This window comes from Acinetobacter sp. UBA2581 (assembly GCF_002339435.1).
Taxonomy (GTDB): Bacteria; Pseudomonadota; Gammaproteobacteria; order Pseudomonadales; family Moraxellaceae; genus Acinetobacter; species Acinetobacter variabilis.
In genome coordinates, this window is record NZ_DDLD01000119.1 from 78,951 (window position 1) to 104,171 (window position 25,221).

General features: G+C 42.4%; 25 protein-coding genes. 12 read left to right on the forward strand and 13 right to left on the reverse strand.

Annotation, left to right across the window (positions count from 1 at the left end; all coding sequences use genetic code 11):
* Positions 1-198: 198 nt before the first annotated feature.
* On the reverse strand, positions 199-1,131 hold the full coding sequence (locus tag B3Q46_RS15320; protein ID WP_004784650.1) for a hypothetical protein: 933 nt from the start codon (positions 1,129-1,131) through the stop codon (positions 199-201).
* 248 nt (positions 1,132-1,379) lie between these two features.
* Here B3Q46_RS15320 and B3Q46_RS15325 point away from each other — a divergent pair, with 248 nt between their 5' ends.
* Both B3Q46_RS15325 and B3Q46_RS15330 read left to right on the forward strand, forming a co-directional pair.
* Positions 1,380-1,865: a YaiI/YqxD family protein gene (locus tag B3Q46_RS15325; protein ID WP_004784649.1), complete on the forward strand. Its 486-nt coding sequence runs from the start codon at positions 1,380-1,382 to the stop codon at positions 1,863-1,865.
* 15 nt (positions 1,866-1,880) lie between these two features.
* On the forward strand, positions 1,881-2,774 hold the full coding sequence (locus tag B3Q46_RS15330) for a DMT family transporter (RefSeq protein ID WP_004784646.1): 894 nt from the start codon (positions 1,881-1,883) through the stop codon (positions 2,772-2,774).
* Between the two features lie 20 nt (positions 2,775-2,794).
* Here B3Q46_RS15330 and B3Q46_RS15335 read toward each other — a convergent pair whose 3' ends face one another.
* Positions 2,795-3,358 carry a PilZ domain-containing protein gene (locus tag B3Q46_RS15335; protein WP_004784643.1) on the reverse strand — a complete coding sequence of 188 codons (564 nt, stop codon included), beginning with the start codon at positions 3,356-3,358 and terminating at the stop codon, positions 2,795-2,797.
* A 26-nt stretch (positions 3,359-3,384) separates the two neighbouring features.
* Here B3Q46_RS15335 and B3Q46_RS15340 point away from each other — a divergent pair, with 26 nt between their 5' ends.
* The 3 genes from B3Q46_RS15340 to B3Q46_RS15350 all read left to right on the forward strand — a co-directional run bounded on the left by B3Q46_RS15340 (position 3,385) and on the right by B3Q46_RS15350 (position 7,843).
* Positions 3,385-4,620, forward strand: a complete 1,236-nt coding sequence (locus B3Q46_RS15340; RefSeq protein WP_004784642.1) for a lipoprotein-releasing ABC transporter permease subunit — start codon at positions 3,385-3,387, stop codon at positions 4,618-4,620.
* Entirely contained in the window at positions 4,613-5,296 is a 684-nt protein-coding gene (gene lolD / locus B3Q46_RS15345; RefSeq protein WP_004784640.1) for a lipoprotein-releasing ABC transporter ATP-binding protein LolD, read from the forward strand. The genes B3Q46_RS15340 and lolD overlap by 8 nt, the downstream gene beginning before the upstream one ends.
* An 84-nt stretch (positions 5,297-5,380) precedes the next feature.
* Positions 5,381-7,843: a DNA internalization-related competence protein ComEC/Rec2 gene (locus B3Q46_RS15350; RefSeq protein ID WP_104425884.1), complete on the forward strand. Its 2,463-nt coding sequence runs from the start codon at positions 5,381-5,383 to the stop codon at positions 7,841-7,843.
* Here B3Q46_RS15350 and B3Q46_RS15355 read toward each other — a convergent pair.
* On the reverse strand, positions 7,832-8,806 hold the full coding sequence (locus B3Q46_RS15355; RefSeq protein ID WP_005236707.1) for a lysophospholipid acyltransferase family protein: 975 nt from the start codon (positions 8,804-8,806) through the stop codon (positions 7,832-7,834). The two genes, B3Q46_RS15350 and B3Q46_RS15355, sit on opposite strands and share 12 nt — an antisense overlap.
* 127 nt (positions 8,807-8,933) lie before the next feature.
* On the opposite strand from B3Q46_RS15355, the gene sppA reads away from it, so the two are divergent.
* Together sppA and B3Q46_RS15365 are read left to right on the forward strand one after the other, a co-directional pair.
* Complete coding sequence (gene sppA / locus B3Q46_RS15360) at positions 8,934-9,956, forward strand: signal peptide peptidase SppA (RefSeq protein WP_005236706.1); 1,023 nt, start codon at positions 8,934-8,936, stop codon at positions 9,954-9,956.
* Positions 9,953-10,756: an alpha/beta fold hydrolase gene (locus tag B3Q46_RS15365; RefSeq protein ID WP_005236704.1), complete on the forward strand. Its 804-nt coding sequence runs from the start codon at positions 9,953-9,955 to the stop codon at positions 10,754-10,756. The genes sppA and B3Q46_RS15365 overlap by 4 nt, the downstream gene beginning before the upstream one ends.
* Positions 10,757-10,820: 64 nt before the next feature.
* Here B3Q46_RS15365 and purN read toward each other — a convergent pair whose 3' ends face one another.
* Together purN and purM are read right to left on the reverse strand one after the other, a co-directional pair.
* Positions 10,821-11,450, reverse strand: a complete 630-nt coding sequence (gene purN / locus B3Q46_RS15370; RefSeq protein ID WP_005236703.1) for a phosphoribosylglycinamide formyltransferase — start codon at positions 11,448-11,450, stop codon at positions 10,821-10,823.
* 6 nt (positions 11,451-11,456) lie between these two features.
* The gene (purM, locus tag B3Q46_RS15375) at positions 11,457-12,527 is read right to left on the reverse strand and encodes a phosphoribosylformylglycinamidine cyclo-ligase (RefSeq protein ID WP_286716587.1); all 1,071 of its coding nucleotides are present in this window, start codon (positions 12,525-12,527) and stop codon (positions 11,457-11,459) included.
* A gap of 135 nt (positions 12,528-12,662) precedes the next feature.
* Between purM and cxpE the strand changes: the two genes are divergently transcribed.
* The 4 genes from cxpE (at position 12,663) to B3Q46_RS15395 (ending at position 18,945) form a co-directional block, all read left to right on the forward strand.
* Positions 12,663-13,883 carry a chloramphenicol efflux transporter CxpE gene (gene cxpE / locus B3Q46_RS15380; RefSeq protein WP_004784626.1) on the forward strand — a complete coding sequence of 407 codons (1,221 nt, stop codon included), beginning with the start codon at positions 12,663-12,665 and terminating at the stop codon, positions 13,881-13,883.
* A 15-nt stretch (positions 13,884-13,898) separates the two neighbouring features.
* Positions 13,899-14,603, forward strand: a complete 705-nt coding sequence (gene hda, locus B3Q46_RS15385) for a DnaA regulatory inactivator Hda (RefSeq protein ID WP_004784623.1) — start codon at positions 13,899-13,901, stop codon at positions 14,601-14,603.
* A gap of 121 nt (positions 14,604-14,724) precedes the next feature.
* Positions 14,725-16,524 carry a rhombotarget A gene (rbtA, locus tag B3Q46_RS15390; RefSeq protein ID WP_004784622.1) on the forward strand — a complete coding sequence of 600 codons (1,800 nt, stop codon included), beginning with the start codon at positions 14,725-14,727 and terminating at the stop codon, positions 16,522-16,524.
* Positions 16,525-16,533: 9 nt separating this feature from the next.
* The gene (locus B3Q46_RS15395; RefSeq protein WP_005236698.1) at positions 16,534-18,945 is read left to right on the forward strand and encodes a CSLREA domain-containing protein; all 2,412 of its coding nucleotides are present in this window, start codon (positions 16,534-16,536) and stop codon (positions 18,943-18,945) included.
* A gap of 55 nt (positions 18,946-19,000) precedes the next feature.
* On the opposite strand, the gene B3Q46_RS15400 is transcribed toward B3Q46_RS15395, so the two are convergent.
* The 5 genes from B3Q46_RS15400 to B3Q46_RS15420 all read right to left on the reverse strand — a co-directional run bounded on the left by B3Q46_RS15400 (position 19,001) and on the right by B3Q46_RS15420 (position 22,294).
* Entirely contained in the window at positions 19,001-19,408 is a 408-nt protein-coding gene (locus tag B3Q46_RS15400) for a DUF3106 domain-containing protein (RefSeq protein WP_004784619.1), read from the reverse strand.
* Positions 19,398-19,715, reverse strand: coding sequence for a hypothetical protein (locus B3Q46_RS15405; RefSeq protein ID WP_004784617.1), 318 nt, complete (start codon positions 19,713-19,715; stop codon positions 19,398-19,400). Before B3Q46_RS15405 ends, B3Q46_RS15400 begins: the two co-directional genes overlap by 11 nt.
* On the reverse strand, positions 19,712-20,326 hold the full coding sequence (locus B3Q46_RS15410; protein ID WP_004784615.1) for an RNA polymerase sigma factor: 615 nt from the start codon (positions 20,324-20,326) through the stop codon (positions 19,712-19,714). The genes B3Q46_RS15405 and B3Q46_RS15410 overlap by 4 nt, the downstream gene beginning before the upstream one ends.
* Before the next feature lie 167 nt (positions 20,327-20,493).
* The gene (locus tag B3Q46_RS15415; RefSeq protein WP_004784613.1) at positions 20,494-21,270 is read right to left on the reverse strand and encodes a TrmH family RNA methyltransferase; all 777 of its coding nucleotides are present in this window, start codon (positions 21,268-21,270) and stop codon (positions 20,494-20,496) included.
* 49 nt (positions 21,271-21,319) lie between these two features.
* Positions 21,320-22,294, reverse strand: coding sequence for a class 1 fructose-bisphosphatase (locus tag B3Q46_RS15420; RefSeq protein WP_005236696.1), 975 nt, complete (start codon positions 22,292-22,294; stop codon positions 21,320-21,322).
* Positions 22,295-22,477: 183 nt separating this feature from the next.
* Here B3Q46_RS15420 and B3Q46_RS15425 point away from each other — a divergent pair, with 183 nt between their 5' ends.
* Positions 22,478-22,663: an NF038105 family protein gene (locus B3Q46_RS15425; protein ID WP_004784609.1), complete on the forward strand. Its 186-nt coding sequence runs from the start codon at positions 22,478-22,480 to the stop codon at positions 22,661-22,663.
* Positions 22,664-22,753: 90 nt separating this feature from the next.
* Here B3Q46_RS15425 and pal read toward each other — a convergent pair whose 3' ends face one another.
* From pal to B3Q46_RS15440, 3 genes are all read right to left on the reverse strand, one after another.
* Positions 22,754-23,326 (reverse strand): peptidoglycan-associated lipoprotein Pal, encoded by a 573-nt coding sequence (gene pal, locus B3Q46_RS15430; RefSeq protein WP_286716594.1) that lies wholly within the window; start codon positions 23,324-23,326, stop codon positions 22,754-22,756.
* Between the two features lie 54 nt (positions 23,327-23,380).
* On the reverse strand, positions 23,381-24,664 hold the full coding sequence (gene tolB, locus B3Q46_RS15435; RefSeq protein WP_004279114.1) for a Tol-Pal system beta propeller repeat protein TolB: 1,284 nt from the start codon (positions 24,662-24,664) through the stop codon (positions 23,381-23,383).
* 202 nt (positions 24,665-24,866) lie between these two features.
* Positions 24,867-25,221: cell envelope integrity protein TolA (locus B3Q46_RS15440; protein ID WP_286716596.1), on the reverse strand; the 355-nt coding region annotated here is incomplete at its 5' end.

Here is a 25,221-nt window from a genome sequence, read left to right on the forward strand (position 1 = left end):
CAGTTGAAGATAACATTGAAAATGAATTTGTTTGAATTTAAATCTGTGGATAAATCTATTTTCAATGAATTCAAAATCCATTAATTCTGATTTTAATTTTGGATAAAAAATAATCAGAATTGAAAGAATATCGCAGTAAAATAAATAAAAAACAGGAGGCTCATATAAAAATATGAGCCTCCGATCTGGATATTCAGCTTAAGCTGCTTTTCGATAGATATTGGCCTGAATCCACAGATTGCCCCGAATATATTGACCAATCTGGAAATCTTTATGCTTGTCATTGCGGGTGGCTACACGGATCAAGGTAGCCGGCTGGCCTTCATCATGAATCAGGGTGACATCATACAGCGTGTAGTCTTGATCCATAAACTGCATTGAAGTTTTACCGACAATATTGCCCTGAAACCAGGCTTCATCTTCCTGACCCATGGTCTCACCATACAGATAAGCGACCATTTTGGAGAAATCGACCGTTACCGGTTCTTTGTCTTCTTCAGATTTCGGCTCCCAGGCATCGATCTGTTCCTGTAAGTTATCTGGTGCAACACCATTATTTTCCGCAAGAATTGCATTCAGGGCACGGTGATGTTTGATAGAGGCAGGATCATCCACGACTAAATGTTCATGATCAGTCACCACTTCCAGTTCATAAGCCCAGGCATTTAAGTTGACGATATAAGACTGGTCTTTTTCATAATGCGACCGGTTGACGCTGTACAGCGTATCAAAGGCATAGATGATATTGTTGGCACCCAGATTGAGACGCAACACAGCTTGGGTATCGGATTTACAAGAAATAATCCGGTCAATCGTGGCTTTTACCTGGTAGGGGCTGTCAAAGCCTGGGAATGCAGTTTTCACAGCCTGCGGCTTGTTATTTTCTACGGCAATCACTTGGCTTAATTGTACCGCAGCTTTGCTCGGTCCCTGAATCAGCCAGGTGGTTTCATCCATATCGCATTCTTGTGTACACAGGCCCATCGGCATTACAGGTGCATCAAGGGCTTTGCCTAACCATTGGGGAACATCTGTGCCTGGGTTTTCAGTAAGCAAGGTCCAATGTTCGACATGACTACCGAAATTCTGATCATCAATAGTGATGATCTCTGGGCTATTCTGTTTTTTCATATGCACAATTGATCTTGGATGACTTATTTATAGTTAATCGAGGGTCATTTCGATTTTTCAAGTCACTCGAATGAATTTAAAAATTAAAATGCAAATCATGTGAAGTCAAATTTTTTTAGATTGTGGATAGCTGACTCATTTAATACGGCTGAGTTGAGTATTTAAATACTAGGATATTCAGAGAAAGAGCAGTTTTAAGCATCAACCTGCATCCTCTGATTTGCTACACTAGTCCAAATTTCTCCCTTATGGAAAGATGTGTGTTGCCATTCAAACTTTGGGTCGATGCAGATGCATTACCTCGTATTCTGAAAGATGTGATTATTCGTGCCTCCGATCGTTATCAGCTTGAAGTCACTTTTGTGGCCAATCAACCGGTAGGAATTACCCCGTCGATTCGCATCAATTCTATTCAGGTCATGAGCGGGGCAGATGCGGCAGATCAGGAAATTATCGATCGTATGAAAGAGCATGACATTGTGGTGACGCAGGATATTCCTTTGGCTGCTCAAGTCATCGAGAAAGGCGGTATAGCGATTCACCCGCGTGGTGAAATCTATACAGTGGCCAATGTCAAAGCACGTCTGCATTTACGTGATTTTATGGATACCTTGCGTGGTGCTGGTGTACAAACCGGGGGTCCACCGCCGATTTCTGAACGTGATAAGCGTGAGTTTTCCAGCTCTCTAGATCAAACCATTCAAAAACAGAAACGTAAAACTGCGATTAAATAAAGAACGAGATCAAGTATGCCCCCAAAAAGTAACCTGATGTTGACCTATGCCTTGCTGGTTTTCATCTGGTCCACCACACCACTGGCGATTGTCTGGAGTGTGGAAGATTTGCATCCGATGTGGGCATTGGCGATCCGGTTTTTTCTAGCACTTCCTTTAGCCTTAGTATTGCTGTGGTTATTTAAAACCAGATTACCGCTTGATCGTGTTTCCCTACATAGTTACTTGGCGGGTGCATGCAGTTTTATCGGCTCGCAAATTTTTACTTACTGGTCTACGGATTATTTAAGTTCTGGCATCATTGCCTTAATGTTCGGCTTGGCACCCCTCATTTCAGGCCTGATTGGGCGTTTTGTTTTTCAGATGCAGCTTTCGCTGAATCAATGGCTGGGGATGGGAATCGCTTTAACTGGACTTTCGGTGATCTGTCTAGGCGATGCAGATCAGCATATACAGCCAATTGGAATCGTGATCGCTCTGGTTGGGGTGTTAGTTTATTGCGTATCCATGTTCTGGGTGAAGAAAATCAATGCACCTATTGATCCTATGGCACAGGCGGCCGGTTCGATTGGTTTGTCAGTCGTTTTCTCTATCGGTATGTTGCCATTTATCTGGCAATACGCACCCACTGCTATGCCACATGCCAAGTCCTTATTTGGTCTGGTGTATGCGGTAATTATGGCTTCGCTGATTGCGATGTTCTGTTATTTCAAACTGGTACAGAAAATTAAGCCAACCACCTTATCTTTAACTACAGTTCTGACACCGATGCTGGCCTTGCTGGTAGGCGTATTATTGAATAATGAAAAATTGCCGCTTATTGCTTTGGTGGGTGTAGTAATTTTATTGTTCGGCTTAGTGGTATATTTCGCTAAAGAAATTAAGGCGAGCTATAAAGCCCGCCTTTAATAAAAAGATAGATGCCAGTCTTAAGCAAAGCTGGCTTTCACACATTCGCCCAGTTTGACGCGATCCTGAGGGTGCAGGGTAATAAAATAAGCGCCCGTACGATATTTTCCGTTTTCTTCTGCACGACTGTAGGCCACCTGAGCGGTTGCAGCGATGTGGAAGAAGTTTTCTGGGTGACTTAAAGTCACATGCAGATAGGTTCCTTCACTAATCGGCTGATCACTCAAGAAGCTAAAACCAGTCTCTGAAAAATTCACATGTTCCGGTACAGGTAACATGCTTTGTACAATTGCGTCATACAAAGAACCGGTAATAAGGTTTAATTTTTGGTTGAATAAGGATAAGATTCGAGCAATTTGTTGATCTTTTTCAGATAATTGTTCTAATTCGTAGTTAACAGCATGATCAAATTGATCTAGCTCTGCAAGTAGTAGAAAATAGCGGGGCAATACGAAATTAGCATCGTAAGGATCATTCAAGGCAACATCATCGGAAATAATCTGATAATTGATTCGTAAAGCAGCATCGATTCGAGACATGACTCGTCTTTCAGTGAATCCGTTTGGATGCTGTACATTTTCCATAATTTATTACCTCGGACTAGATGGTTATGTTCAAACCAATCTCGCTGTATATAGGGTTGAAATATACTCGCGCACGGCGTAGTAACCACTTCATTTCTTTTATCGCATTGGTCTCAATGATCGGTCTCACGCTCGGTGTAGCAGTCCTCATTACAGTTTTGTCTGTCATGAATGGTTTTGACCGAGAGTTGAAAAATCGCGTCTTGGGGATGGTTCCTCAAGCCACTGTTTCTTCAACGCAAATTCTAACAAATTGGCCTGAACTTGCAAAGCAGATTGAGCGGCATGAACACGTTCAAGGTGTGGCTCCGTTTACCCAGTTACAAGGGATGCTCACGGCTCAAGGGCAAGTTGCCGGAATTATGGTCAGCGGGATTGAACCAAAGTATGAGAAGAAAGTTTCGATCATTCAGAACCATATGGTCGAGGGTAGTATTGATAACCTGAAAAAAGGTGAATTTGGGATTGTTTTAGGCAAACAGATGGCGGATGCCATGGGCGTAGGCTTGAACGATAACATTACCTTGGTTCTGCCTGAAGCGACGCCTTCACCAGCGGGTGTCGTACCCCGTTTTAAACGCTTTAAAGTGGTCGGGATCTTCAGTATTGGTGCAGAAGTTGATTCGATGATGGGCTATATTGCTCTGAATGATGCTTCAACCTTGTTACGTCTGCCAGATGGTGCACAAGGCGTACGTATGAAGCTGGATGACATTTTTGCTGCTCCTCAGGTTTCTCAGGAAATTGTGCGTGATTTACCGGGTAACTTCTATGCCTCTGACTGGACTTATACCCACGGTAATCTGTTCAGTGCAATCCAGATGGAAAAAGCGATGGTCAGCTTATTACTATTCCTGATTGTTCTGGTTGCAGCATTTAATATCGTATCTTCGCTGGTGATGGTGGTCACAGATAAAAAATCCGACATCGCAATTTTACGTACTTTGGGTGCTTCACCTACCACGATTACCCGAATCTTTATGGTTCAAGGTACTGTGATTGGCGTAATCGGTACCTGTGCGGGCGCCATCCTCGGGATTATTGCCGCCACTAGCATCAGTAGTTTTATTGGCTGGTTAAACAATTCACTTGGCCTGAATATGTTCGATGCTTACTTCATCAACTACCTACCTTCTTATCTGCGCTGGCAGGATGTGGTTGTGATTGTAGGCCTGTCACTTGCCTTAAGTTTCCTGGCAACTATTTATCCAGCATTCCGAGCTGCTAAAATTCAACCGGCGGAGGCATTGCGTTATGAGTAATCTGGTTTTAGATGCCCAAAATATCGAGAAATCTTTTACAGATGGAAAATCTACGGTTGATGTGATCAAAGGGATTTCATTACAGGTAACGGCCGGGGAATTTGTTTCTATTGTCGGTTCAAGTGGTTCCGGTAAAAGTACCTTATTGCATATTCTCGGAGGGTTGGATCGTCCTTCTGCTGGACAGGTGATGGTCAATGGTCGCCGTTTTGACAATTTATCTGAAGCAGACCGTGGCTATGTCCGTAATGAAAATTTGGGCTTTGTATATCAATTCCACCATTTATTGCCAGAGTTTACTGCGCTGGAAAATGTCGCGATGCCATTGATGCTGCGTAAAAGCGTCAAGTTTAAAGAAGCCAAACAGCAGGCAGAATACTTGCTGGAACGTGTTGGATTAACGCATCGTTTAACCCATCAACCTGGTGAACTCTCTGGTGGTGAGCGTCAGCGTGTAGCGCTTGCACGTGCTGTAGTCACCAAGCCGAAGTTAATGATGGCAGATGAGCCAACAGGTAACCTGGATCGTAAAACAGCCGATAAAATCTTTGAGTTGCTGACTGAATTACGTAGTGAATTCAATATGGCTATGCTGATCGTGACCCATGATGAACAATTGGCACATTCGGCAGACCGGATTCTACATATGCGTGATGGTCTATGGATGAATGACTAATTGCAGGAATAATCTTCTTTAATTGAAGCTCACTCCGGTGGGCTTTATTATTGCCTGCACATAATAATAAAAAAGAAAATTTTCATGTTGCAATGGCTGTGTCTGGGCTGGATTTTAGGTCTGGCCTGTATGGGAAAAAATTTCCTCAATATTCATTTAAATCCAATAACAGTCATATTTCTCACAGTACTTTGCTATCTGTGTGGTTTTAAATGTAATGCGATTCTGAAAAAGCCCTTACATAAAGGATTGCTGGTAGGCACCTGCATTCTAATCGGGATATTTTTGGGACATGGTTATGCCAATCAACAGCTCAGCCAACGGCTATTAAATGTTGAGCATGAAGTACAGCAAAAAGACATTATCGTTTATGTTAAACGCTTGAATAAACTCGGTGATCAATCTATACAGCAGCCTTTGGAAGTATTAAACCTCGATGGACGCACCGTGACCTGGATGGGTTTTCTATCTGTAAATCCTCTCAATACTTCACAACTATCAGCGAATCATGAAAATTTAAATACGCTTGAACTGGGTCAGTATTACCGGCTGCAAGGTCAGGTACGTCCTAATCACAGTTATGCAACGCCCGGTGCTTTTGATGCTGAAAAATGGGCACTGCAACAGAATGTGATGGCCGGTTTCCGGATCAAGCAGATAGAGCAACTTGATTCAGCTACTGTTTCTACACTGGGGCATAGTCAGTATATTCGAGAGCAAAGAGCTTTAACTCAGCAATTTCTACTTTGGGTAGAACAAAAACGGCTGCAATTAAGAGAGTTCATAGCAAAGCAACCTGTACAAAATAAAGGTCTGCTTCTGGCTTTGCTCACCGGAGATGAAAGCCTTTTAAATCCTGCAACTGAGCAGCAATTTCGACGTATGGGGATGAGTCACTTACTCGCGATTTCTGGCCCACATGTGCTGATCTTTGCCCTGATGGTCTGCTCCGTACTTCGATTATTCATTGCTCGAAGTATGCCTCAGCTTTATCTAAGATGGCCACGCCAGTATTTTCTGGCTTTGCCTTTTCTGTTTTGTGTGGTGCTGTACTGTGCCTTTGTGGGTTTTGAAATCCCGGCAATCCGCACTCTGCTGATCTGTATGATTGGCGTTCTTCTCATGCTGCTCCGACAAAATCTGCAGGCTTTAAAACTTCTGATTCTGAGCGCTGCCTTACTGTTATTCATTGATCCCTTTAGTATCTTGTCCGCGGCTTTCTGGCTGTCCTATGGGGCTTGTTTTGTATTGCTCAGAATTTATCAGACCATTCAACAGCGACCATCCGAGCAAAATCAGACAGCAATACAAAAACTGTATTTTGCAGCTAAAGTGCTGGTGGAATCACAGTGGAAAATCTTTCTCGCTTTATTTCCTTTAATGATGCTGTTTTTTAAGCAGATTGCTTGGATCACGCCGTTCAGCAATCTGGTCGCAATCCCTTGGATCGGTCTGCTGATTGTACCGGCCGATATTCTGGCAGCGATGATATTTTTTATCGCTGAACCGGTGTCAAGCATGCTTTTTCAGCTTAATGATCTGTTGCTGAATATCCTATTGGGCTTCTTAAATCTGCTGGATCACTGGTTTAAACCGCAGTTAATACCAGTTGCGATGAATCTCTGGATGATTGGTCTATGCATCCTGTCTTTGCTGATTTTATGCTTACCACGTGGAGTATTACCAAAATCCTGGATAGCTGTCGCGGCGGTACCAATTTGTATTCCTCAATTCTATCATCCACCATTTCAGCTTTCAGTGCTGGACGTCGGTCAAGGACAGGCGATATTCCTTCGTCATGAAATCCATAACATGATGATCGATATGGGCGGTTATTATGATGAGGAAAAATTTAGTATTGGAAAGCAGGTAATCATGCCATTTCTGTCGGTACAGGGTGTTTCTCAACTGGATCAACTAATTTTAACGCATCTGGATCAGGACCATAGTGGTGCTTATCACAGCATTAAAGACCAGCTCAAGATTCAGAATATCTATGCCAATGAAGTGACCGACACTGCAACCGCTTCAAACTTTCAATTATGTTATCAGGGACAGCAGTGGCAATGGCAGAATGATCTGCAGATTAGGGTCATTGCACCAAAACTAGAACAATTAAATACCGCTAATTTCAATAAAAATGACCTGTCTTGTGTGGTCTATTTGCAGCTCAAAAATGCCTGGCCTTATCAAAGTTTTCTGCTAATGGGAGATGCAGGTTGGCAGACTGAATATCAGTTACTCAAAGACTATCCAGATTTAAAAGTGGATGTTTTGGTATTAGGCCATCATGGCAGTCAGCACAGTTCAGCTTATCAATTCTTGCAGCATTATCGTCCTAAACTGGCGATTGCGTCTGCAGGAAGATTTAACCGTTATGGTCATCCAAGTCAGTTGACTCAACAGCGTCTCAAAGAATTGGATATTCCTTTATTGACTACAGCCGAGCATGGTAGTTTGCATTTCTCTCAGCAAGGAACTCAAATCATTCTAGAAACTGAAAGAAGTCGCTGGAAATGGTTACAAAAACAAAATCTAACTGACTGATTCTACAGATAGTTTAACAGGAGCCGGATTAGAAGTTCTTAACTGGTTCACTTTGGACAAAGCTTGGTCATGATCAAGCTTATAAATATTTCCCAGATCTTCGTGAGCTCTAAAGCGTTTATAGCTCCAGTGGTAATGTTCAGGATGACGCTGAATTAGGTTTTCAATCGTGTTGATGATGATGCCTGTACCCTGATTAGCATCTCCCTGATAAATTTCTTCATCTATGGCTTCGATATGAATATCAAAGCCAGCATCCTCATTACGCAGGGCATAAAGGAACAGGGCACGAGCTTTAGTTTTCTGGATTAGCTTGGCGCTCAGATTACTGGTAGCTAGAGGAACACCAAAGTAAGGAATATATTCACCGCCAACGTTGGGTGTATGATCCGGCAGAATGACAGTAGTGCCACCTTGCTTCAATGCCTTGAAAATCTGTCGTACACCAGACTCATCTGTCGGCACCAGATTGGCCTGTTCGCGGCTACGAGCTGCACGTACAAACTGATCCGCTGCCTGATTTTTTACAGGCTTATACATGATGGTCATTGAAGTGAATTGTGCAATATAGGCATTCATGATTTCCCAAGTGCCAAAGTGCGGCACAATCAATACCAGACCTTTATTTTGTGCTAAGGCTTCATGTAGTAAATCTTCGCCTATAACTTTATGCACTCTCTCAATATTTTTCTGATTACTCGAACCCCAAATACTAAAAAATTCAAAATAAGACATCAGTTCATTGCGAATCGCAGCACGGGTAATCCGTTCTCTTTCCTGGTTCGACAGTTCAGACAAACTGATCTCAAGGTTCAGGCGAATTACATCAGAAGTTTTAGAAACCTTAAAAATATTAACGATTAAGGCAAGAATCCGCGCAATCCATCGGGAAACTGAAAGCGGTTGGCGGCTAATATATTTGAGTAAACCGTAAGCTGAATTCTTTGAGCTGCGTTCAGTCATTGAGTTGTAATATTGATAAAATAAAAAAGAATAGCATTTATTATAGGCGAAAACGGTTTCTTTAGACAGAATTACCCTTTTCGGTGTATATAATGGGTTCAATATAAATTAATTTATTGGATTATTTATGTCCGATTGGCCACCAAAACCTGAAAATCAAATACAAAATACGCAACAACCAGTTCAACCGACTGGCCCCGAATGGAAACTGCTGGAAAAAGCAGTTTTAGCTTCAGTAGAAGAGCAACGACGGGCACGTCGCTGGGGGATCTTCTTTAAATTTTTAACCTTTGCTTATCTGCTGGTTGTCATTCTTGCGCTGGGTAAAGGCTGTAGCATGAGTGCTTCTGATCCGAGTGCAGGCGCAGGTGCACACATTGCTGTGGTTGATATTATTGGTACGATTGCCGCAGACAAGCAAAGCGTAAACAGTAGCAATACCATCAAATCACTCAAAAAAGCCTTTGAAAACAAGCAGAGTAAGGCTGTTGTTCTAAATATTAATTCACCGGGTGGTTCACCAGTCCAGTCAGATGAAATCTGGCAGGAAATCCAGTATCTGAAAAAACAGTATCCTGAGAAAAAACTCTATGCCGTAATTGGTGATACCGGAGCTTCTGGTGCTTACTATATTGCATCTGCTGCAGATGAAATCATTGTCAATCCATCGAGTCTGGTCGGTTCAATTGGTGTGATCATGCCGAACTATGGTGTGAATAACCTGCTGCAAAAACTTGGAGTTGAAGACCGCACCATGACTTCAGGTGAAAATAAAGCTTTACTGTCAATGACACAGCCGGTTGATCCTGCGCAAAAAGCGCATGTACAAGGCGTACTGGATAATGTGCATGGTCACTTTATTAATGCTGTAAAGCAGGGGCGTGGAGCGAAATTAAAATCGACTGATCCTGCTATTTTCTCAGGTCTGTTCTGGACTGGTGAACAGGCGGTAAAATTGGGTATTGCAGACCGTATTGGCAGTTTAAATACTTTGAAGCGCGAACTAAAAACTGAAAAAGCACTTAACTACACCATTGAATATAGCCCATTTGAGTCAGTACTGGGTCGTATGGGCTCATCGATTGGTGAAGGAATTGCAACTTCAGTGTCACAGAAACTTCAGTCAGAAAATAAAACGACATTACAATGAAACCATTGATTCATTTTGCGCACGCCAATGGTGTGCCATCTAAAGTCTATCAAAAGCTGTTTGAAGGACTGCAAGATGATTACGATATTATCTATGTGCCGCCATTAGGGCCTGATAAGCGTTATCCGATTGATAATCACTGGAAAAGTCTGACTCAGCAGGTGATTGACAGTATTGTACGTCAGTCTCATGGACGTCCAGTGATTGGTTTGGGGCATTCATTAGGTTCAGTCCTGAGTTTTCAGGCCTCCTTACAGCGTCCGGAACTTTTTTCGCAAATGATTATGCTTGATCCACCGATGATCATGGGTAAAGAAGCCTTGGCGTTGCATATTGCAAAAACTTTCCGCTTAAAAGCACTGGACCAGATGTCACCTGCAGGTTTGTCGAAACGCCGTCGTGATCATTGGGAGTCTCGGGAACAGGCAGCTGAACTGTTACGTCCAAAAGGCTTTTATCAGGATTTTGATGCAGATTGCTTCCAGGCTTATATTGACTATGCCTTAAAGGATGATCCGGTTCGAGGTGGAGTTGAACTCACCATTCCTAAAATGGATGAAGTAAATATCTTTAGAACTAATCCATCGCTATGGTGGTTACCTCAGGCTAAACCAAAAGTACCAGTGCATCTGGTGGTTGCCAAGAAAGGTCCATTTTTGGCGCGCAGATTTCCGCAGCAAGTGCAAAAGAAATTTGGCATTCCATTTACAGTGGTAGATGGTGGGCATATGTTCCCATTGGAGCAGCCTGAGCAAGTCGCAAGTCTGGTCAAACAACTGATTCAGCAACAGTCTGCTTAAAGTTCATCTCATCTAAAGAAATAAAAAAACGCATCCGAGGATGCGTTTTTTTATATTTGGACTTTTAGAATTTGCAGAATTGAACGGGTTCCTGCATTTTTGCATTACGGTACAACACACCTTGTTCAGTATGCTGAATTGTCCCATTACAGATCCATTCTACCACTTGTGGGTAAATCAGATGTTCCAGTACATGTACACGCTGAGCTAAAGTGTGAGTCGTATCTTGATGCGATATTATTAACACACCCTGTGCTAAGGCTTGCCCAGCATCCAGTTCGGGAGTGACATAATGCACTGTACAACCATGCAGAACATCACCGGTATTCAGGACGCGCTGATGGGTATGCATGCCTTTGTAATATGGCAAAAGGGAAGGGTGAATATTCAGCATTTTCCCTTCCCAGGCTTTCACAAATTTTTCACTTAAAATTCGCATAAAGCCCGCAAGTACCACTAGATCAACATTCCAGTCCAGAAGCTGCTGATGCATGACATCATCAAAAGCTTCCCGGCTTGGATACTGCTTATGTTCAATGACTGCAGTCGGAATTCCTGCTTTATGAGCGCGCTCTAAAGCAAATGCTTCAGGCTTGTTGGAAAGCACCCCGACAATTTCTCCTGACAGATTGGCATCAATCAGGGCTTGCAGGTTCGATCCACTGCCTGAAACAAGTACAGCAATTTTAATCATGCGAAATTACGCGAAGATCACACGGATTTTTTCGTCAGTGCCTTCTACAGACTCGGCATTATCTGCAATGTGACCCATTGCCCATGCTTTCTCGCCCAAACCGTTGAGTAACTCTACAGTTTTGTCTGCTTCTGCTGCATCAACAACAAGAACCATACCTATGCCACAGTTAAAGGTACGATACATTTCGAACTGCTCTACACCGCCTTCACTTTGAAGAAGTTTGAACAGCTCAGGCCACTCCCAAGAAGATTCATTTACGACTGCTTGAGCACCGTTTGGTAATACGCGAGGCAGGTTGCCTGGTAAACCGCCACCAGTGATGTGTGCCATTGCATGTACATCAACCTGTTTTAGCAGTTCAAGAATCGATTTTACATAAATGCGTGTTGGCTCCATTGCAACATCAGCAAGTGGACGACCATCAACGATTTGATTCAGGTCAACATTTTTAACTTCAAGAATTTTACGAAGCAAAGAATAACCGTTTGAATGTGCACCCGAAGATGCAACACCAATGAGTACATCACCCGCTTTTACTTTAGAGCCATCAATAATTTTGCTTTGCTCAACTACACCGACACAGAAGCCTGCAAGATCGTAATCTTCACCTTCGTACATGCCTGGCATTTCAGCAGTTTCACCACCAACCAGTGCACAGCCAGCAAGTTCACAGCCAGCACCGATTCCTGTTACGACATTTGCAGCCACGTCCACATTTAGGTGACCAGTCGCATAATAGTCCAGGAAGAAGAGTGGTTCAGCACCACAAACGAGAAGGTCGTTCACACACATTGCAACCAGATCTTGACCAATGGTGTCATGACGGTTCAAATTCAGTGCCAGACGTAATTTTGTACCAACACCATCTGTGCCTGATACGAGAACAGGTTCTTCATAACCTTTAGGGATTTTACAAAGGGCGCCGAAACCGCCTAATCCGCCCATTACTTCAGGACGTTTAGTACGCTTAGCGACGGACTTGATTCGGTCGACTAACGCGTCTCCCGCTTCAATATCGACACCTGCATCTTTGTAGCTTAAACCAGTGTTTGGGGTAGAAGTTGAGTTGCTCATAATGAAGTCTCCGCATTCGCGCGGGGGATTATAACCTGAATATGCAAAACTCTTATGGTATTTATGCCCTAAAATGCTATCTTTATTAAAATATTTTACTTTTTATAACGATTAATAGAGAGAAGGCGAAACTTTATGGTAGATCGCACATTGCGTCGCGTGTTTATCCTAGCTGGGATAGCTTTGTTGTTGTGGATTCTATATTTACTAAAACCCGTTGTAATTCCATTTGTTGCAGCGTTTTTAATGGCTTATCTGTTCAGCCCGCTGGTAGATAAACTGCACGATATCGGTCTGCCACGTTGGCTCTCTATTAGTATCGTTTTTACTGGAATCGGGATCGTTATGATTCTGGCGATCTGGTATCTGGTCCCGCTGATCTGGCAGCAGCTGATTTATGCGCGTGACAATATACCTGCGGTCATTGGCTGGATTAATTCAACCTTTTTGCCGTGGCTGTCGAATACCTTCAATGTCGTTGAAATGGAAATTGATACCACACAGATTTCTGATGTGGTCATGGACTATGTGCAAACCAATTATAGTGCCGACAGCATTCAGGCCTTCCTGCTACGCCTTGCACAATCTGGAATTAACTTTCTGCAGATTGGCGGTACGATTGTCCTGATTCCAATTATTGCATTCTATTTCCTGCTGGATTGGGATCGTATGCTGGAAAGCTTACGTCGCCTGATTCCACGTCCTTATGAACAAAGTACATTAAGAATCGTCGGTGAATGTCACAGTGTACTTGGGGCCTTTGTGAAAGGACAATTTCTGGTAATGATTCTGCTGGGGATCGTTTATGCGATTGGTTTGCAATTGATTGGTCTTGAAGTTGGTCTGATTATTGGCATGGTGGCAGGTCTGGCCAGTATTATTCCTTATCTGGGATTTGCGGTCGGGATTATTGCAGCTGTCATTGCGACCTTTCTGCAATTCGGGATTGACTGGTGGCAACTGGTTCTGGTGGGTATCGTATTTATGGTCGGTCAGGCAGTAGAAGGCTATGTATTACAGCCATTCCTGCTCGGCGATAAAATAGGTTTATCTCCAGTTGCTGTGGTTTTTGCGGTATTGGCGGGCGCACAACTGGCTGGCTTCCTGGGAATGCTGATTGCTCTACCAGTTGCAGCGGTAATTGTGGTTCTGCTGAGACATGCACGTGAATATTATGAATGCACATCATTTTATGGCAATCAGGCAGTCGTTATGAATGATCCGGCTACAGGTTCCATAAGCGTAGAAACTTCAGACTTAGATGTTGATATTGAAATGAAAAAGTCAGAAGCAAAACCACTGCAAGAGGGAGAGAAATCAAGTAAGATGGATGTACCTCTTCATAAAGACTCATAAGGCCATCAGAATCATATGCGTCAATTGCAGCTAGATATAGAACCTCAACTCGATGCCCGAATTAGTGATTTTTCGGGCCCGGGATGGGGTCATGTAATTGACGCAGTCCGACAGCTGCATGCAGGCCTAATCAGCCGCTTTTATGTGTATGGTGGAGCTGGAACAGGGAAAAGTCACTTACTCTCTGCCATTTGTGATTCTTATCTGGAAATCGGCAAAACCGCTATACAGGTGTCTTTGCTGGAACTTCTGGATGCACCCACTGAAGCGATTACTTCACTGGACCAGTTTGACTTGATCGCACTGGATGATATTGAAGCCATTAGTGGGGTTCCACACTGGCAACGCGCCGTTTTTCACTTGATTAATTATAATGATGAAGGCGGTGGTCAGTTGGTATTTTCTTCCCGTTTTGCGCCCATTGAATTAAAACTTGAATTGCCTGATTTGCAGTCCCGACTCACGCAGGCAGTCAGTGTTCGTGTCCCAAATGGCAGTCTTTATGCTGACCGATTTGCCTTGGTATCCTCGGTATTGGACCGACGTGGTATTCATCTTGACCCACAGATTTTTGATTATTTGCTGAATCACGGACCACATCAAACTTCCGTACTTTTGCAAACATTAGAACAGATTATTCAATTACTTAAAGGCGAAAAGCTGAAAGTCAGCAATGCTAACCTGCGGCAGATTTATGCATTAATTGATGAATATCGTTAAATTATAAAACATCTTGAGTAATTACTCAGTCTATGCGAAAGTAAGGCAAAATAATTCGCTGTTGCAAGGAAGATGCAACTTTAGAAGAAAAAGAAAGAAATAAAAAATTAAGGAGAAGGGTATGCTCAAGAAGAGCATAGGCATGGCTTTGCTATGTATGGCGGGGCAGGCATATAGTGCAGAAATTATTGTAACTACCACAGAAGACATTGAAAAAGATGACAAGGAATGTTCACTTCGAGAAGCTGTTGAATATGTGAATCGTGGCCTGGCTAAAGAAGGTTATATGGGCTGTGGTGGCGAAAATGCTATTGGCACCATTATCTTAAAAGAAAAAACGACCTATGTACTGAATAAGCATATCCCGATCAAGAAATCAGTAACGATTAAATCTATTGCAGAAGTAGATGGTGAATTTAGTAGTACCGATAAGGTAATGGGGTTATATAACGCTCATATTCAAATGAAAGGGACAGATAATCTCTTTCGTATTAGCAATGATGAAGAGTTGATTCAAGTCAATTTAAAAGAACTCGACCTTGAAGGTTGCGGTAAAAGCAGCTGTGCCGAACAAGGTGGCCTAATTCATAATAAAGGTAAATTGATAATTGATTACAGCCGCTTATACAAGGGGGCTGCGAGTCAAGGTGGTGCCATTTATAATGTGGGGAAATTTGGCCAGAATCTGATTGCTTTTGCCGAAATAAAAACCAGCCTGATTGAAAATAATCAGGCGCAACAGGGTGGCATACTCTATAGCCAGCTTCCATACTTTCTGGTCTATCAAAGCGTTTTAAAGAATAACCAGACGCTTAATAATAATACTAGCAATATTTATACAGCGGGCCAAGTCGATAATCCTGCCGATATTCAATCCATTAATGCTGAAGTCCTAAGCAGTACCCTGTTAAAAAATAAGGGAGCACTGATCAATGTGATTGATGGGGTGGGAATCAATAACCTGACAATAGTGGATAATACGGGTACAGCACTACGTATGAATGCCCCGAATGGTAAAGCCTATGTGGCGAATAGTATTATTTTAAGAAATGGTACGCAGGATTGTCAGATTGAAACTACGGATAAAAGTACGATTCACAATAATCTAGTGACAGCATCTTGTGGTACAGGTGATGCTGCGTATCCAAACCAGATCTGGACAGGTACTCGCTTGTTTGCAGAGGCTTCAGATCAAAGTGAAGGTGTCTGTCTAAATTTAAAACAAAATAATGATGCTATTCTATGTCCTTATAGCGTTCCTAAAGATCAGTTCTTGGGCTATCTACGTCCTCGTATCCTGTTGAATTATAATCAGGTCAGTGATTCACCGATTGTAAATAGAGGGACTAGCTACAATAGCAGCAATCCTTCAGTAAGCTGTGAGGCGGCAGACCAACGCGGTGTAGACCGTTTACTGGATAACTTATTTTGTGATCGTGGTGCGATTGAAATTACAGTTCCAACATCTACCAGTCTGGTTGGACAGGATCTTCTAAAAGGAGAGACTGCAAAGTTTTCAATTGAATCTGCTTTAGGAGATAGTGATTTAATCCCTAAAGAACAATGCAATAATATTATTGGAGAGAATCCAAAGGGTGAGCCTTGGCAAGATGGCTGCTTACAGGTTATCCAAACCAAAACTGTTTCCAAGGGCAAAACAGTCATTGATATTGATGGGAATGTGGTTTATACCCCAGATTCACAATGGCATGGTGCTGACATTTTTGAAATTCAGGTAGTTACTTCATCTACACGATTTAATAAGTCTAAACCGTATCTGGTTTTAAGTACCCAGATTGTACAGGAACCCAAAAATGAAATGAAAGACAAGTCTGTGAAAACCTCTGGTGGGGCATGGGGAATCGCTGGCTTAATGGGCTTGATAGGGTTGATCGGCCTACGTCGCAGATTAAAAGATTAAGGAAAAATCATGAAAAATTATAAAAAAGGACTGCTTGCAGCCATGATTTTATCTGCCATGAGTTTAATGGCAGCCGAAGATAAAACCATATATGTCACTACATTTGCTGACGAGGATGGGGAAAATACCAGTGCGTGTTCCCTGCGTGAAGCTATTAAGACGGCCAAGCTGGATAAATCCTATGGAGGGTGTAATGTTGGCCGTACATTGCGTAATGACGGTTCCGCTCCAGATGTCATCCAACTCGAAGCTGGGGAATACAAACTCAATAGTGAAATTATTGTTGAATCCCATGTCAATATTTTGGGAAAATCACCCTTCAATTATACTCAAAGAAGTCCTATTACCTTTTTATATCCAATACGTGAGGCTTTAACAACCACCATTTCAGGCCAAGGGAAAACCCGCTTATTTAATACGGTCGCTAGCCAAGCCAGCATGGTGGTAAATGGTATCATCCTGAAAGATGGTTATGCTGCAAAAACTAGTCTGGATAAAGGTAATGGTGGAACATTTTATGTCGCCGGTCCTCTAAGCCTCGTGAATAGTGAAATTGTAAATTCACGAGCGGCTGCAGAAGGGGGAGCAATTTATGCAGTGGCAATGAATAATGAAAAAATTATCAGGATTCAGGATTCCTTAATTCATCAGAATAAAGCAGCTACATATGGCAGTGTTTTGGCCATGGATTGTGTGGGGAATTTGGGCAGTACAGAGACCAAGCTAGAAATTAGTGCAAGCAGCATTGTCAAAAATGGTTCTACTGATACGGCCAGTATTCTGGACTTTTGTGGTTATGCCAAAGCTGATATTAGTAACTCTACAATTGCAAAAAATACGACCAGTGCCACAGGTCATATTTTCCGAATGGCCAATGAAATCAGCCGTCCATTAAGTTCTTTCTTCACTTTTAGTGCCATTAATAACACGATTGTCGAAAATACTGCTCGCTCTACCATCTTTTATGACAATACTGGTAATTCGAGTCTGGCTTATAACGTGTTGGCCTTTAACCAGGGCTTGTCTTGTGAATATGCCTTGAATGGTGGAAACCCAAGTAAAGAACAGGATGTAGATTTATTTACTGCTTATAATGCGATCCATACAAGTGGTTCCTCGCGCTGTGTGTTACCTGAATTGGCAGAAAATAGTGTTTCAACGAATATTGATGTATCCAGTAATCAGATCACTGATCTGTTAACTGCTTATATCGAACCTTCTGTAAATAACCGTTATTTAGGGATGTATTATCCTATTGATCGACAATCGAATACAGATCTGGTCAATATTGGTACAGAAAGTTGTGAAGAAATTGATCAGCGTGGAATTGAGCGGTTAACTAAGGCAACATTGTTATTTAATCCGGATGCAAAAAATTCTTGTGAAATTGGGTCGATCGAAATCCGGAACTTAACTGCAGCAGATATTTCTGGTCTAAAAAATAGTTCTTTAACAGAGTTGCTGGATTATTATCAGGATAATATTGATGATATTAATTCTATTCTGGCAGATAAGAATACAAAAACTGAAGAAATACAGGGCTTAAAGGAAGAGCTAAAAGAATATGAGGATCTTTTAAAATATACCAAGCAATACCAGAAATATCGTGCCATATACGTTAATCCATTTAGTTTGGTCATGCCTCAAGAAACTTTAAATAATACTCAAGTACAAGCTAAAGCATTAAATTCACAAAATTATGAAATTACAGTGCAATCTTTAGGTGTAGGGTCTTTATCTGGATCAGGCAGTTCATTAATTGTTCAAGGTGCGCCTAATGACCCAAATTTAAAATGTGAATGGAAGCCTGATTTAAACCGTATCATGATGTATCGTACTGATGGCAAAGTAACCAGTCTCTCGGATACGGAGTATTGCCGTTATACAATTAAAGACAAGCAGACAGGTGCCAGCAGTACAGGTATTTTGCAGGGCGCATTTGTAAATATTAAACCGATTGTAAAAAATGACGAATATAGAATTAGCGCAGAAAACAATCTGACCGTAACTGTGAATCCCTTAGAGAATGACAGCGATGACGGTGATGGTCCACGGATGAATGGCAAGGCTGCTTTCTATCGTGATAAAGATGGTCGTGAGATTCCAATTCGTATTGTCAAGCTTCCTGCTGGAGTAAACCTTTCTGCAGAGCGAGAAGGACCATGCCCAGGGAATTTTGCAGGAGAAACCTGTTATGGTGGAAAATTAACCTTTAGTGTGAAAAATACTTTTAGTCAGTCAGATTATGATATGCAGTATCATGTTTTTGATGCGGATGAGTTGATGTCAGATACAGCTAGAATTAACTTAAAAAATACGGCTAAAAATACCAATACATCATCAAGTGGTGGTGGTTCATTTGGAATTTGGGGATTGTTCGGATTATTAGGTCTGGCAGGATATCGCCGAGTTAGAAAATAATTGCAGTATGAAAAAAAGCCTCCAGATGGAGGCTTTTTTAATTAATTAACTAAAATCAATGAGTTTTAGGTTGAGTGAGTTGCTGGTATTTCTGGATGTATTCTTCACGGATCGCCAGTCGTTCTTCTGGCGTTGCTTTTTGCATCCGCGCACCTAACTCCTTACGTTCCTGACTGCTCATCATTTGCCAGGTTTCACGCATACGCTGCTTTTCAGCTTCAGGAAGCTGAGTGAACCAGTCCATGCGTTGTTGTAAATTAATACGTTGCTGTTCAGGTATTTCTTTTAAGGACTGATAACGTTTGATTAATGCCAGTTGTTCGGAGTCAGAAAGGGTATCCCAGGTTTCATTGACCTGCGTATTGGCATCTTTGGAAAAAATCCAAAAACGTTCAAATCCCGCAAAGCTGGTTTGCAGGAAGCTGAATGCACAAAATGCAATTGCTAATCTTTTAGCTGCCATGTGGAACTTTGTCCTCACCTAAAACCATTAACATTTCCAGATCTTCAAGCATCTGTGGGGAGAGTTTGGGGGTAGATACTGCCTGAGTCTGAGGTTCGTTATGGCTGACAATATTCGGTAGCACTACCACGCCAGCAATCGCAGCAGCCAGAGCAAAGCCAGACATTTTTAGAAATGCAAAGCGTGAATGTTGTGCGTCCTGAATATGCTCCAGCACATGATTCATCACCACCGGTTTATCTTTGTGGTGCTGTGCCAGTCCATCAAGTTTGGAAGTTACTTGCTTTAAGAAATCATCTTGCTTCATTCGGATGATCCTCCCAGATATGGATTTAAGTGTGCTAGAGAGGCACGTAGACCTTGAATAGCACGGTGATAATGGGTTTTCACACTGCCTTCTGTACAGTTCATAATTTGCGCTGTAGTTTGAGTATCAAAGCCTTCCCAGGCTCTGAGCATAAATGCTTGCTGCTGACGCACAGGTAATTTGGCAATCGCCTCCTGAATTTCTTCAGCAGTTACTGCCTGATCCAGAAATTCTAAAGGTGAGGGCGTAGATTCATCTACCAGATTGTCAAATTCAACTTCGTCATCATCGAGGCTGACTTTTTTGAAAAAGGAAAATGGCTGGTTGCGACGTGCTTCTTTACGACGCCAATCCTGTAATTTGTTATTCAGAATCGTATAGAACAGGGGATACCACTCTTCAGTGCTTTTCTCTGCATAAGATTTATGCAAAGAAATAAAAGCTTCCTGAACCAGATCCATTGCGATTCCATGTTGTCCTTGAGTCGCACTTTCCATCATCACCAAAGCACGCCCAGTCACGTCCTGCATGAAATTTTTCAGGCGAGACTCAGCCGTACTCTTTAGAATACTCGCATCTTGTGACTGCAACGGTTTCGGTGCTAAATCCATAGAGATGGAAAATCCTGTCATTGGATACCCACCATTATTCCCAAGTTCATGTGCATATAACGTTGGGAATAACGATTTGGTTGACAATAAAACTTATTATTTTTGTAGTGTAATCTATTTTATAAATACACTGACTGGAATTAAAACAATGTAACCTAAATACCGTATTAGATACGTTGACGTACCATCTCAAAGAAACAGATAGAGCCTGCAATCGCAACATTCAGGGATTCCTGTCCACCTGGCTGTGGAATAGTCACCGCTTCGGCATGTTGCAGGGCATAGTCAGATACACCTTGACCTTCATTGCCCAGAATCCAGACGCAGGCTTTACGCAAGTCCTTGCTATACAGGCTGCTAGAACGATGTGAGCTGGTGACATATACCGGAATCTTGAATTGCGGTAAAAGGTCTTCTAGTGCAATATTTTCAAAAGTTTGCAAAGAAAAATGTGCGCCCATACCTGCACGTAATACCCGTGGTGACCAAAGAGATGCTGAACCCTTGGTACAAATGACCTGATCAATACCGGCAGCCGCTGCTGAACGTAGCAGGGTACCGACATTGCCGGGATCCTGCACATTTTCAAGGATCAGGGTGTCAGCCGTAAAATCAAGTGCCTGGCTTGAGCTTGGAATATCCACAATCGCCATACAGGCAATTGAAGTGCCTAAGGTACTCAGGTCTTTATAAAGCGATTCACCAATGACAAAGACCACACCAGTATATTTGTTTAAAATAATGTCGAAATCAGGATGCTCTAAAGCATGTTCAGTCGCGAAGATCGAATTGATTTTCTTGTTTTCATGTAACCATGCAAGACACAGGTGCGTGCCTTCAAGCACAGTCTGTCCTTGTTTTTTTCGATAAGAATTCTGTTCAATTAAACCGCGTAAGTGTTTGATTTTAGGATTGTCTTTGGATTCAAGGAAGATGGTTGGCATAAGAAGAAAGTCCACGGCAGTCAATCAAGGATCAACTGCCGTTTAAAAATTAGTGGTGGTAGCTGGTCACAAGCTCAACTTCATTTTTTGAGCCAATGATGACAGGAACACGTTGATGCAGATTTGTAGGTTCGATTTCAAGAATGCGGACACGACCAGTCGTTGATGCACCGCCAGCCTGTTCCATTAGCATACTCATTGGATTGGCTTCATACATTAAACGTAAACGACCTGCTTTAGTTGGGTCTTTTAAGTCGTATGGGTACATGAAGATCCCGCTACGGCACAGAATACGGTGAATATCGCCGACCATACAAGCAACCCAGCGCATATTGAAATCTTTGGCGCGAGGACCTGTTTTACCTGCCAGCAATTCATCGATATAACGCTGTACAGGCGCTTCCCAGTGACGCTGATTCGATGCATTGATTGCATATTCTTTAGTATCAGCAGCCACCTGAATCGCTTCAGAAGTCAGCAGAAACTCTTGAATTTCAGGATCGAAAGTGAAGAATACCACACCAGCACCCACAGTAAGTGCCATCATGGTTGATGGGCCATACAGGACATAACCAGCAGCAACCTGATTGACACCAGCCTGCATGAAGTCTTCTGCCTGGGTTACACTATTTTTTGCAGGAAGAATCGAAAAAATGGTACCCACACACATGTTGATATCAATATTACTTGAGCCATCAAGTGGATCGAACAATACTAGATATTGACCATTTTCCTGAGCTGAAGTGAATTCATCCAGTTCTTCAGAAGCTAAACCGCCTACATGTGGATGTACTTTTAATGCATCAATCAGATAATCATTGGAAATCACATCCAGTTTCTTTTGCTCTTCGCCTTGAACATTTTCATGCTGAGCACTACCTAATACACCCGCTAGAGCACCTTTTTGCAGGAGTTGGTCAATACGCTTGCAGGTATTTCCAACTGTTTCAATTACTTGAGCAAGTTCAGGTGTGAGGTTCCCGCTTTGTTGTTGTAGAAATTGGGATAAGGTGCGGTATGACATAAGGGAAAAACTCCAAGACTTATAATCGGGGGAAAAAGATCAAAACGATATACGGCTATATTTTAGATGAGAACGTTCGAAAAGGACAATTAAACTGAATTATTTGTTGTGATTTTGCCCTTGCAACTCCTGTGGAAAGTGCTATGTTGAATCAAAGGAAAAAATGATCATAGGAGCACAGAGATGACAACATTAAAGTTTGATGCGACTCCAACGCCGAGCGAAGCGATTAATCTCGATGAAATTTCTGAAGACAAGATGAAAGAAGCGTGGAAGGATTACGAAGCAAAACCTGAATATAAAAAATTCAATAAACATGACATGATTGAATCCATGCAAACTGCCGAAGAAGTTGAAGGCAAAGAGTAATTTTATTCTTGGATCTTCCAAATATCTTCCTAATAAAAAAGCACTCAATTGAGTGCTTTTTTATTAATGATGCATTATTTAAATGATCACTTATTTTAGTAGTGGTGGAACAGCTTCGTAGTTGATTTCTACACGGCGGTTTTCTTTCCATGCACTTTCATCATGACCAGGATTAACTGGCATTTCTTTACCATAGCTCACTGCTTCAAGTTGGCCTGCATTTACACCAGAAGTGATCAAGAAACTTTCTACTGCTTTGGCACGACGCTCACCAAGTGCCATGTTGTATTCACGTGTACCGCGTTCATCTGTATGACCTGTTAAAGCTACACGAGAGTTTGCATTTGCCATCAGGAACTGCGCATGGGCTTGCAGCGTATTTAAATCTTCATTGCTGAGTTCAGTACTGTCATAGTCAAAATGCACCACGCGTTTTGCCAAGAATGCTTTATTTTCTGCAGTAACGCCTTTTGCAGAAGCACCTGCCATGTTTTGTGCATTCAGTGCTGCATCTTCACTCAGACCTTGAGTATTCACAGTTGTTGTACCGGTCGTATCTAAACCGCCCGTTTGAACTTCAGCGGCAGGCTTACGGCTCGCACAACCTGTCATGACAACAGCTGCTGCTAAAAGTGGCAAGGCAAATAATTTTACTTTGTTCATCTTCATCTCCATGAAGTTTGATTATGGGGTAAAGGGTTTATCAATATAAAAATCTTATTTTGGTGCCCAAGCAGGTTCGCGGACTTCACCTGTTTCACTTGGCAAATTCATGCGGAACCGGCCATCGAGAGACATAATGGATAACAATCCACGGTTACCTTCGCGAGTGGCATAGACCACCATCTGACCATTTGGCGAGAAGCTAGGTGATTCATCCAGGCTGGTTGGCGTCAGGATATTGGTCACACCTGAGCTAATATCTTGTACAGCCACTTTATAGTTACTGCCACTTGGACGATGAACCAATGCAAGTTTCTTACCATCTGCACTTAAGGTCGCGCGGGCATTAAATGCGCCACGGAAAGTCAGACGTTTAGTACTTTCATTATTGAAATCATAGCGGTAAATCTGCGGAGAACCACCACGATCTGAAGTAAAGATAAATGATTTTCCATCTGGTGCATAACGTGCTTCTGTATCAATTGCGCTATCGTTAGTCATGCGTTTTAACTGGCGTGTTTCCAGATTCATCTGATAGATTTCCGGGTTGCCGTGCATAGATGCAGTGAACAGCATGCTCTTGCCATCTGGAGAGAAGCTTGGCGCACCGTTTAAACCACGGAAGCTGGCCAGCTTTTCACGTTGACCAGTCGCCAGATCCTGTACATAGATGGCCGGACGTTTGGTCTCAAAAGACACATATGCAATTTTTTTCGCATCCGGTGTCCAGGCAGGTGACAGGATTGGATCGCGCGAAGTCAAAATGGTCTTTGGCTGTTCACCATCCGTATCGGCAATCTGCAAGGTATAACGCCGCTCAGGCGTTGCCGGATTACGTAAGACGTAAGCAATACGGCCAGTGAAATCTCCCGGAATACCGGTTAATGCCTGATAGATGGCATCACTGATCATATGGGCTGCCTGACGGGTACGTGATGCAGGAACAGTCAGCAACTCATTCAGTAAATATTGACGTTTTTCGACATCATACAATTGATACTGAATGCTATAAGAACCATCCGGATTGGTCTTGGATGAACCGGTCACTACATAAGGTACGCCTGCAGCTGCCCATGCTTCAGCATTTGGCGAATTCAGTTGTGCTGTAGCAGGTAAATTCTTCGAGGCACTGGCAAATTTTCCAGAACGATTCAGGTCATTTTCCACCACAGGATAAATACTCTGATCCTGGCTAAAAGGCACAATGGCAATTTTAGGAGCAGCTTCAGGAGCTTTGGTAATTTCCAGATGTAGTTGAGCCTGAGACTGGGTCGCAGTGACCGCACCCAAAGTGGTCATGATTGCAAGGCAGAGTAGGTGTTTGCGTGTCTTTTCCATCATTCGTTATTTACTCAAATCAACGGAGTTATTTATAAGTGATTGGGCTATATCATCGCATGGATTTATGCGAAATAGACCACGAATTTATCATCAAACTGTTATATCACTATGGAGAGTGATTATTATTTAATCTGTTTCAATTGAAGTTTAACTCAAAAAAACAGCCATAACACTTTTTCTTTATTATGGCTGTTTTTCATTAATGAGCTGTAAAGGTTGAAGTAAAACTTCGTGCTTCACGGCGTGCATCCAGATCTGAAGGCATTGGATAAGGTGCAGCAGCACGTACTGCCGCTTCTACACTGGCTTTCATATCTGGATCACTGGCACTCACCACCACAGAAACCACAGAACCACTATCGCTCAAAGTGACCCGAGCAGTCGCTTTCTGGCCTGAGGAGCCCACAGGGGTATCCCAAGCACGTTTAATTTTATTTTCGAAATCACGTTTTGCAGTAGACGCAATCCGTTTTGATTCCGCTTTTTTCTGAGCAGCTTCTTCAGCGGCCTGTTTGGCTGCTGAAGCCTTGGCATCTGCCTCAGCTTTGGCTTTT

Coding starts and splice junctions, on each gene's coding strand:
- B3Q46_RS15320 (WP_004784650.1), bottom strand. CDS start 1,131: ATGAAAAAACAGAATAGCCCAGAGATCATCACTATTGATGATCAGAAT.
- B3Q46_RS15325 (WP_004784649.1), top strand. CDS start 1,380: ATGGAAAGATGTGTGTTGCCATTCAAACTTTGGGTCGATGCAGATGCA.
- B3Q46_RS15330 (WP_004784646.1), top strand. CDS start 1,881: ATGCCCCCAAAAAGTAACCTGATGTTGACCTATGCCTTGCTGGTTTTC.
- B3Q46_RS15335 (WP_004784643.1), bottom strand. CDS start 3,358: ATGGAAAATGTACAGCATCCAAACGGATTCACTGAAAGACGAGTCATG.
- B3Q46_RS15340 (WP_004784642.1), top strand. CDS start 3,385: ATGTTCAAACCAATCTCGCTGTATATAGGGTTGAAATATACTCGCGCA.
- lolD (WP_004784640.1), top strand. CDS start 4,613: ATGAGTAATCTGGTTTTAGATGCCCAAAATATCGAGAAATCTTTTACA.
- B3Q46_RS15350 (WP_104425884.1), top strand. CDS start 5,381: ATGTTGCAATGGCTGTGTCTGGGCTGGATTTTAGGTCTGGCCTGTATG.
- B3Q46_RS15355 (WP_005236707.1), bottom strand. CDS start 8,806: ATGACTGAACGCAGCTCAAAGAATTCAGCTTACGGTTTACTCAAATAT.
- sppA (WP_005236706.1), top strand. CDS start 8,934: ATGTCCGATTGGCCACCAAAACCTGAAAATCAAATACAAAATACGCAA.
- B3Q46_RS15365 (WP_005236704.1), top strand. CDS start 9,953: ATGAAACCATTGATTCATTTTGCGCACGCCAATGGTGTGCCATCTAAA.
- purN (WP_005236703.1), bottom strand. CDS start 11,450: ATGATTAAAATTGCTGTACTTGTTTCAGGCAGTGGATCGAACCTGCAA.
- purM (WP_286716587.1), bottom strand. CDS start 12,527: ATGAGCAACTCAACTTCTACCCCAAACACTGGTTTAAGCTACAAAGAT.
- cxpE (WP_004784626.1), top strand. CDS start 12,663: ATGGTAGATCGCACATTGCGTCGCGTGTTTATCCTAGCTGGGATAGCT.
- hda (WP_004784623.1), top strand. CDS start 13,899: ATGCGTCAATTGCAGCTAGATATAGAACCTCAACTCGATGCCCGAATT.
- rbtA (WP_004784622.1), top strand. CDS start 14,725: ATGCTCAAGAAGAGCATAGGCATGGCTTTGCTATGTATGGCGGGGCAG.
- B3Q46_RS15395 (WP_005236698.1), top strand. CDS start 16,534: ATGAAAAATTATAAAAAAGGACTGCTTGCAGCCATGATTTTATCTGCC.
- B3Q46_RS15400 (WP_004784619.1), bottom strand. CDS start 19,408: ATGGCAGCTAAAAGATTAGCAATTGCATTTTGTGCATTCAGCTTCCTG.
- B3Q46_RS15405 (WP_004784617.1), bottom strand. CDS start 19,715: ATGAAGCAAGATGATTTCTTAAAGCAAGTAACTTCCAAACTTGATGGA.
- B3Q46_RS15410 (WP_004784615.1), bottom strand. CDS start 20,326: ATGGATTTAGCACCGAAACCGTTGCAGTCACAAGATGCGAGTATTCTA.
- B3Q46_RS15415 (WP_004784613.1), bottom strand. CDS start 21,270: ATGCCAACCATCTTCCTTGAATCCAAAGACAATCCTAAAATCAAACAC.
- B3Q46_RS15420 (WP_005236696.1), bottom strand. CDS start 22,294: ATGTCATACCGCACCTTATCCCAATTTCTACAACAACAAAGCGGGAAC.
- B3Q46_RS15425 (WP_004784609.1), top strand. CDS start 22,478: ATGACAACATTAAAGTTTGATGCGACTCCAACGCCGAGCGAAGCGATT.
- pal (WP_286716594.1), bottom strand. CDS start 23,326: ATGAACAAAGTAAAATTATTTGCCTTGCCACTTTTAGCAGCAGCTGTT.
- tolB (WP_004279114.1), bottom strand. CDS start 24,664: ATGGAAAAGACACGCAAACACCTACTCTGCCTTGCAATCATGACCACT.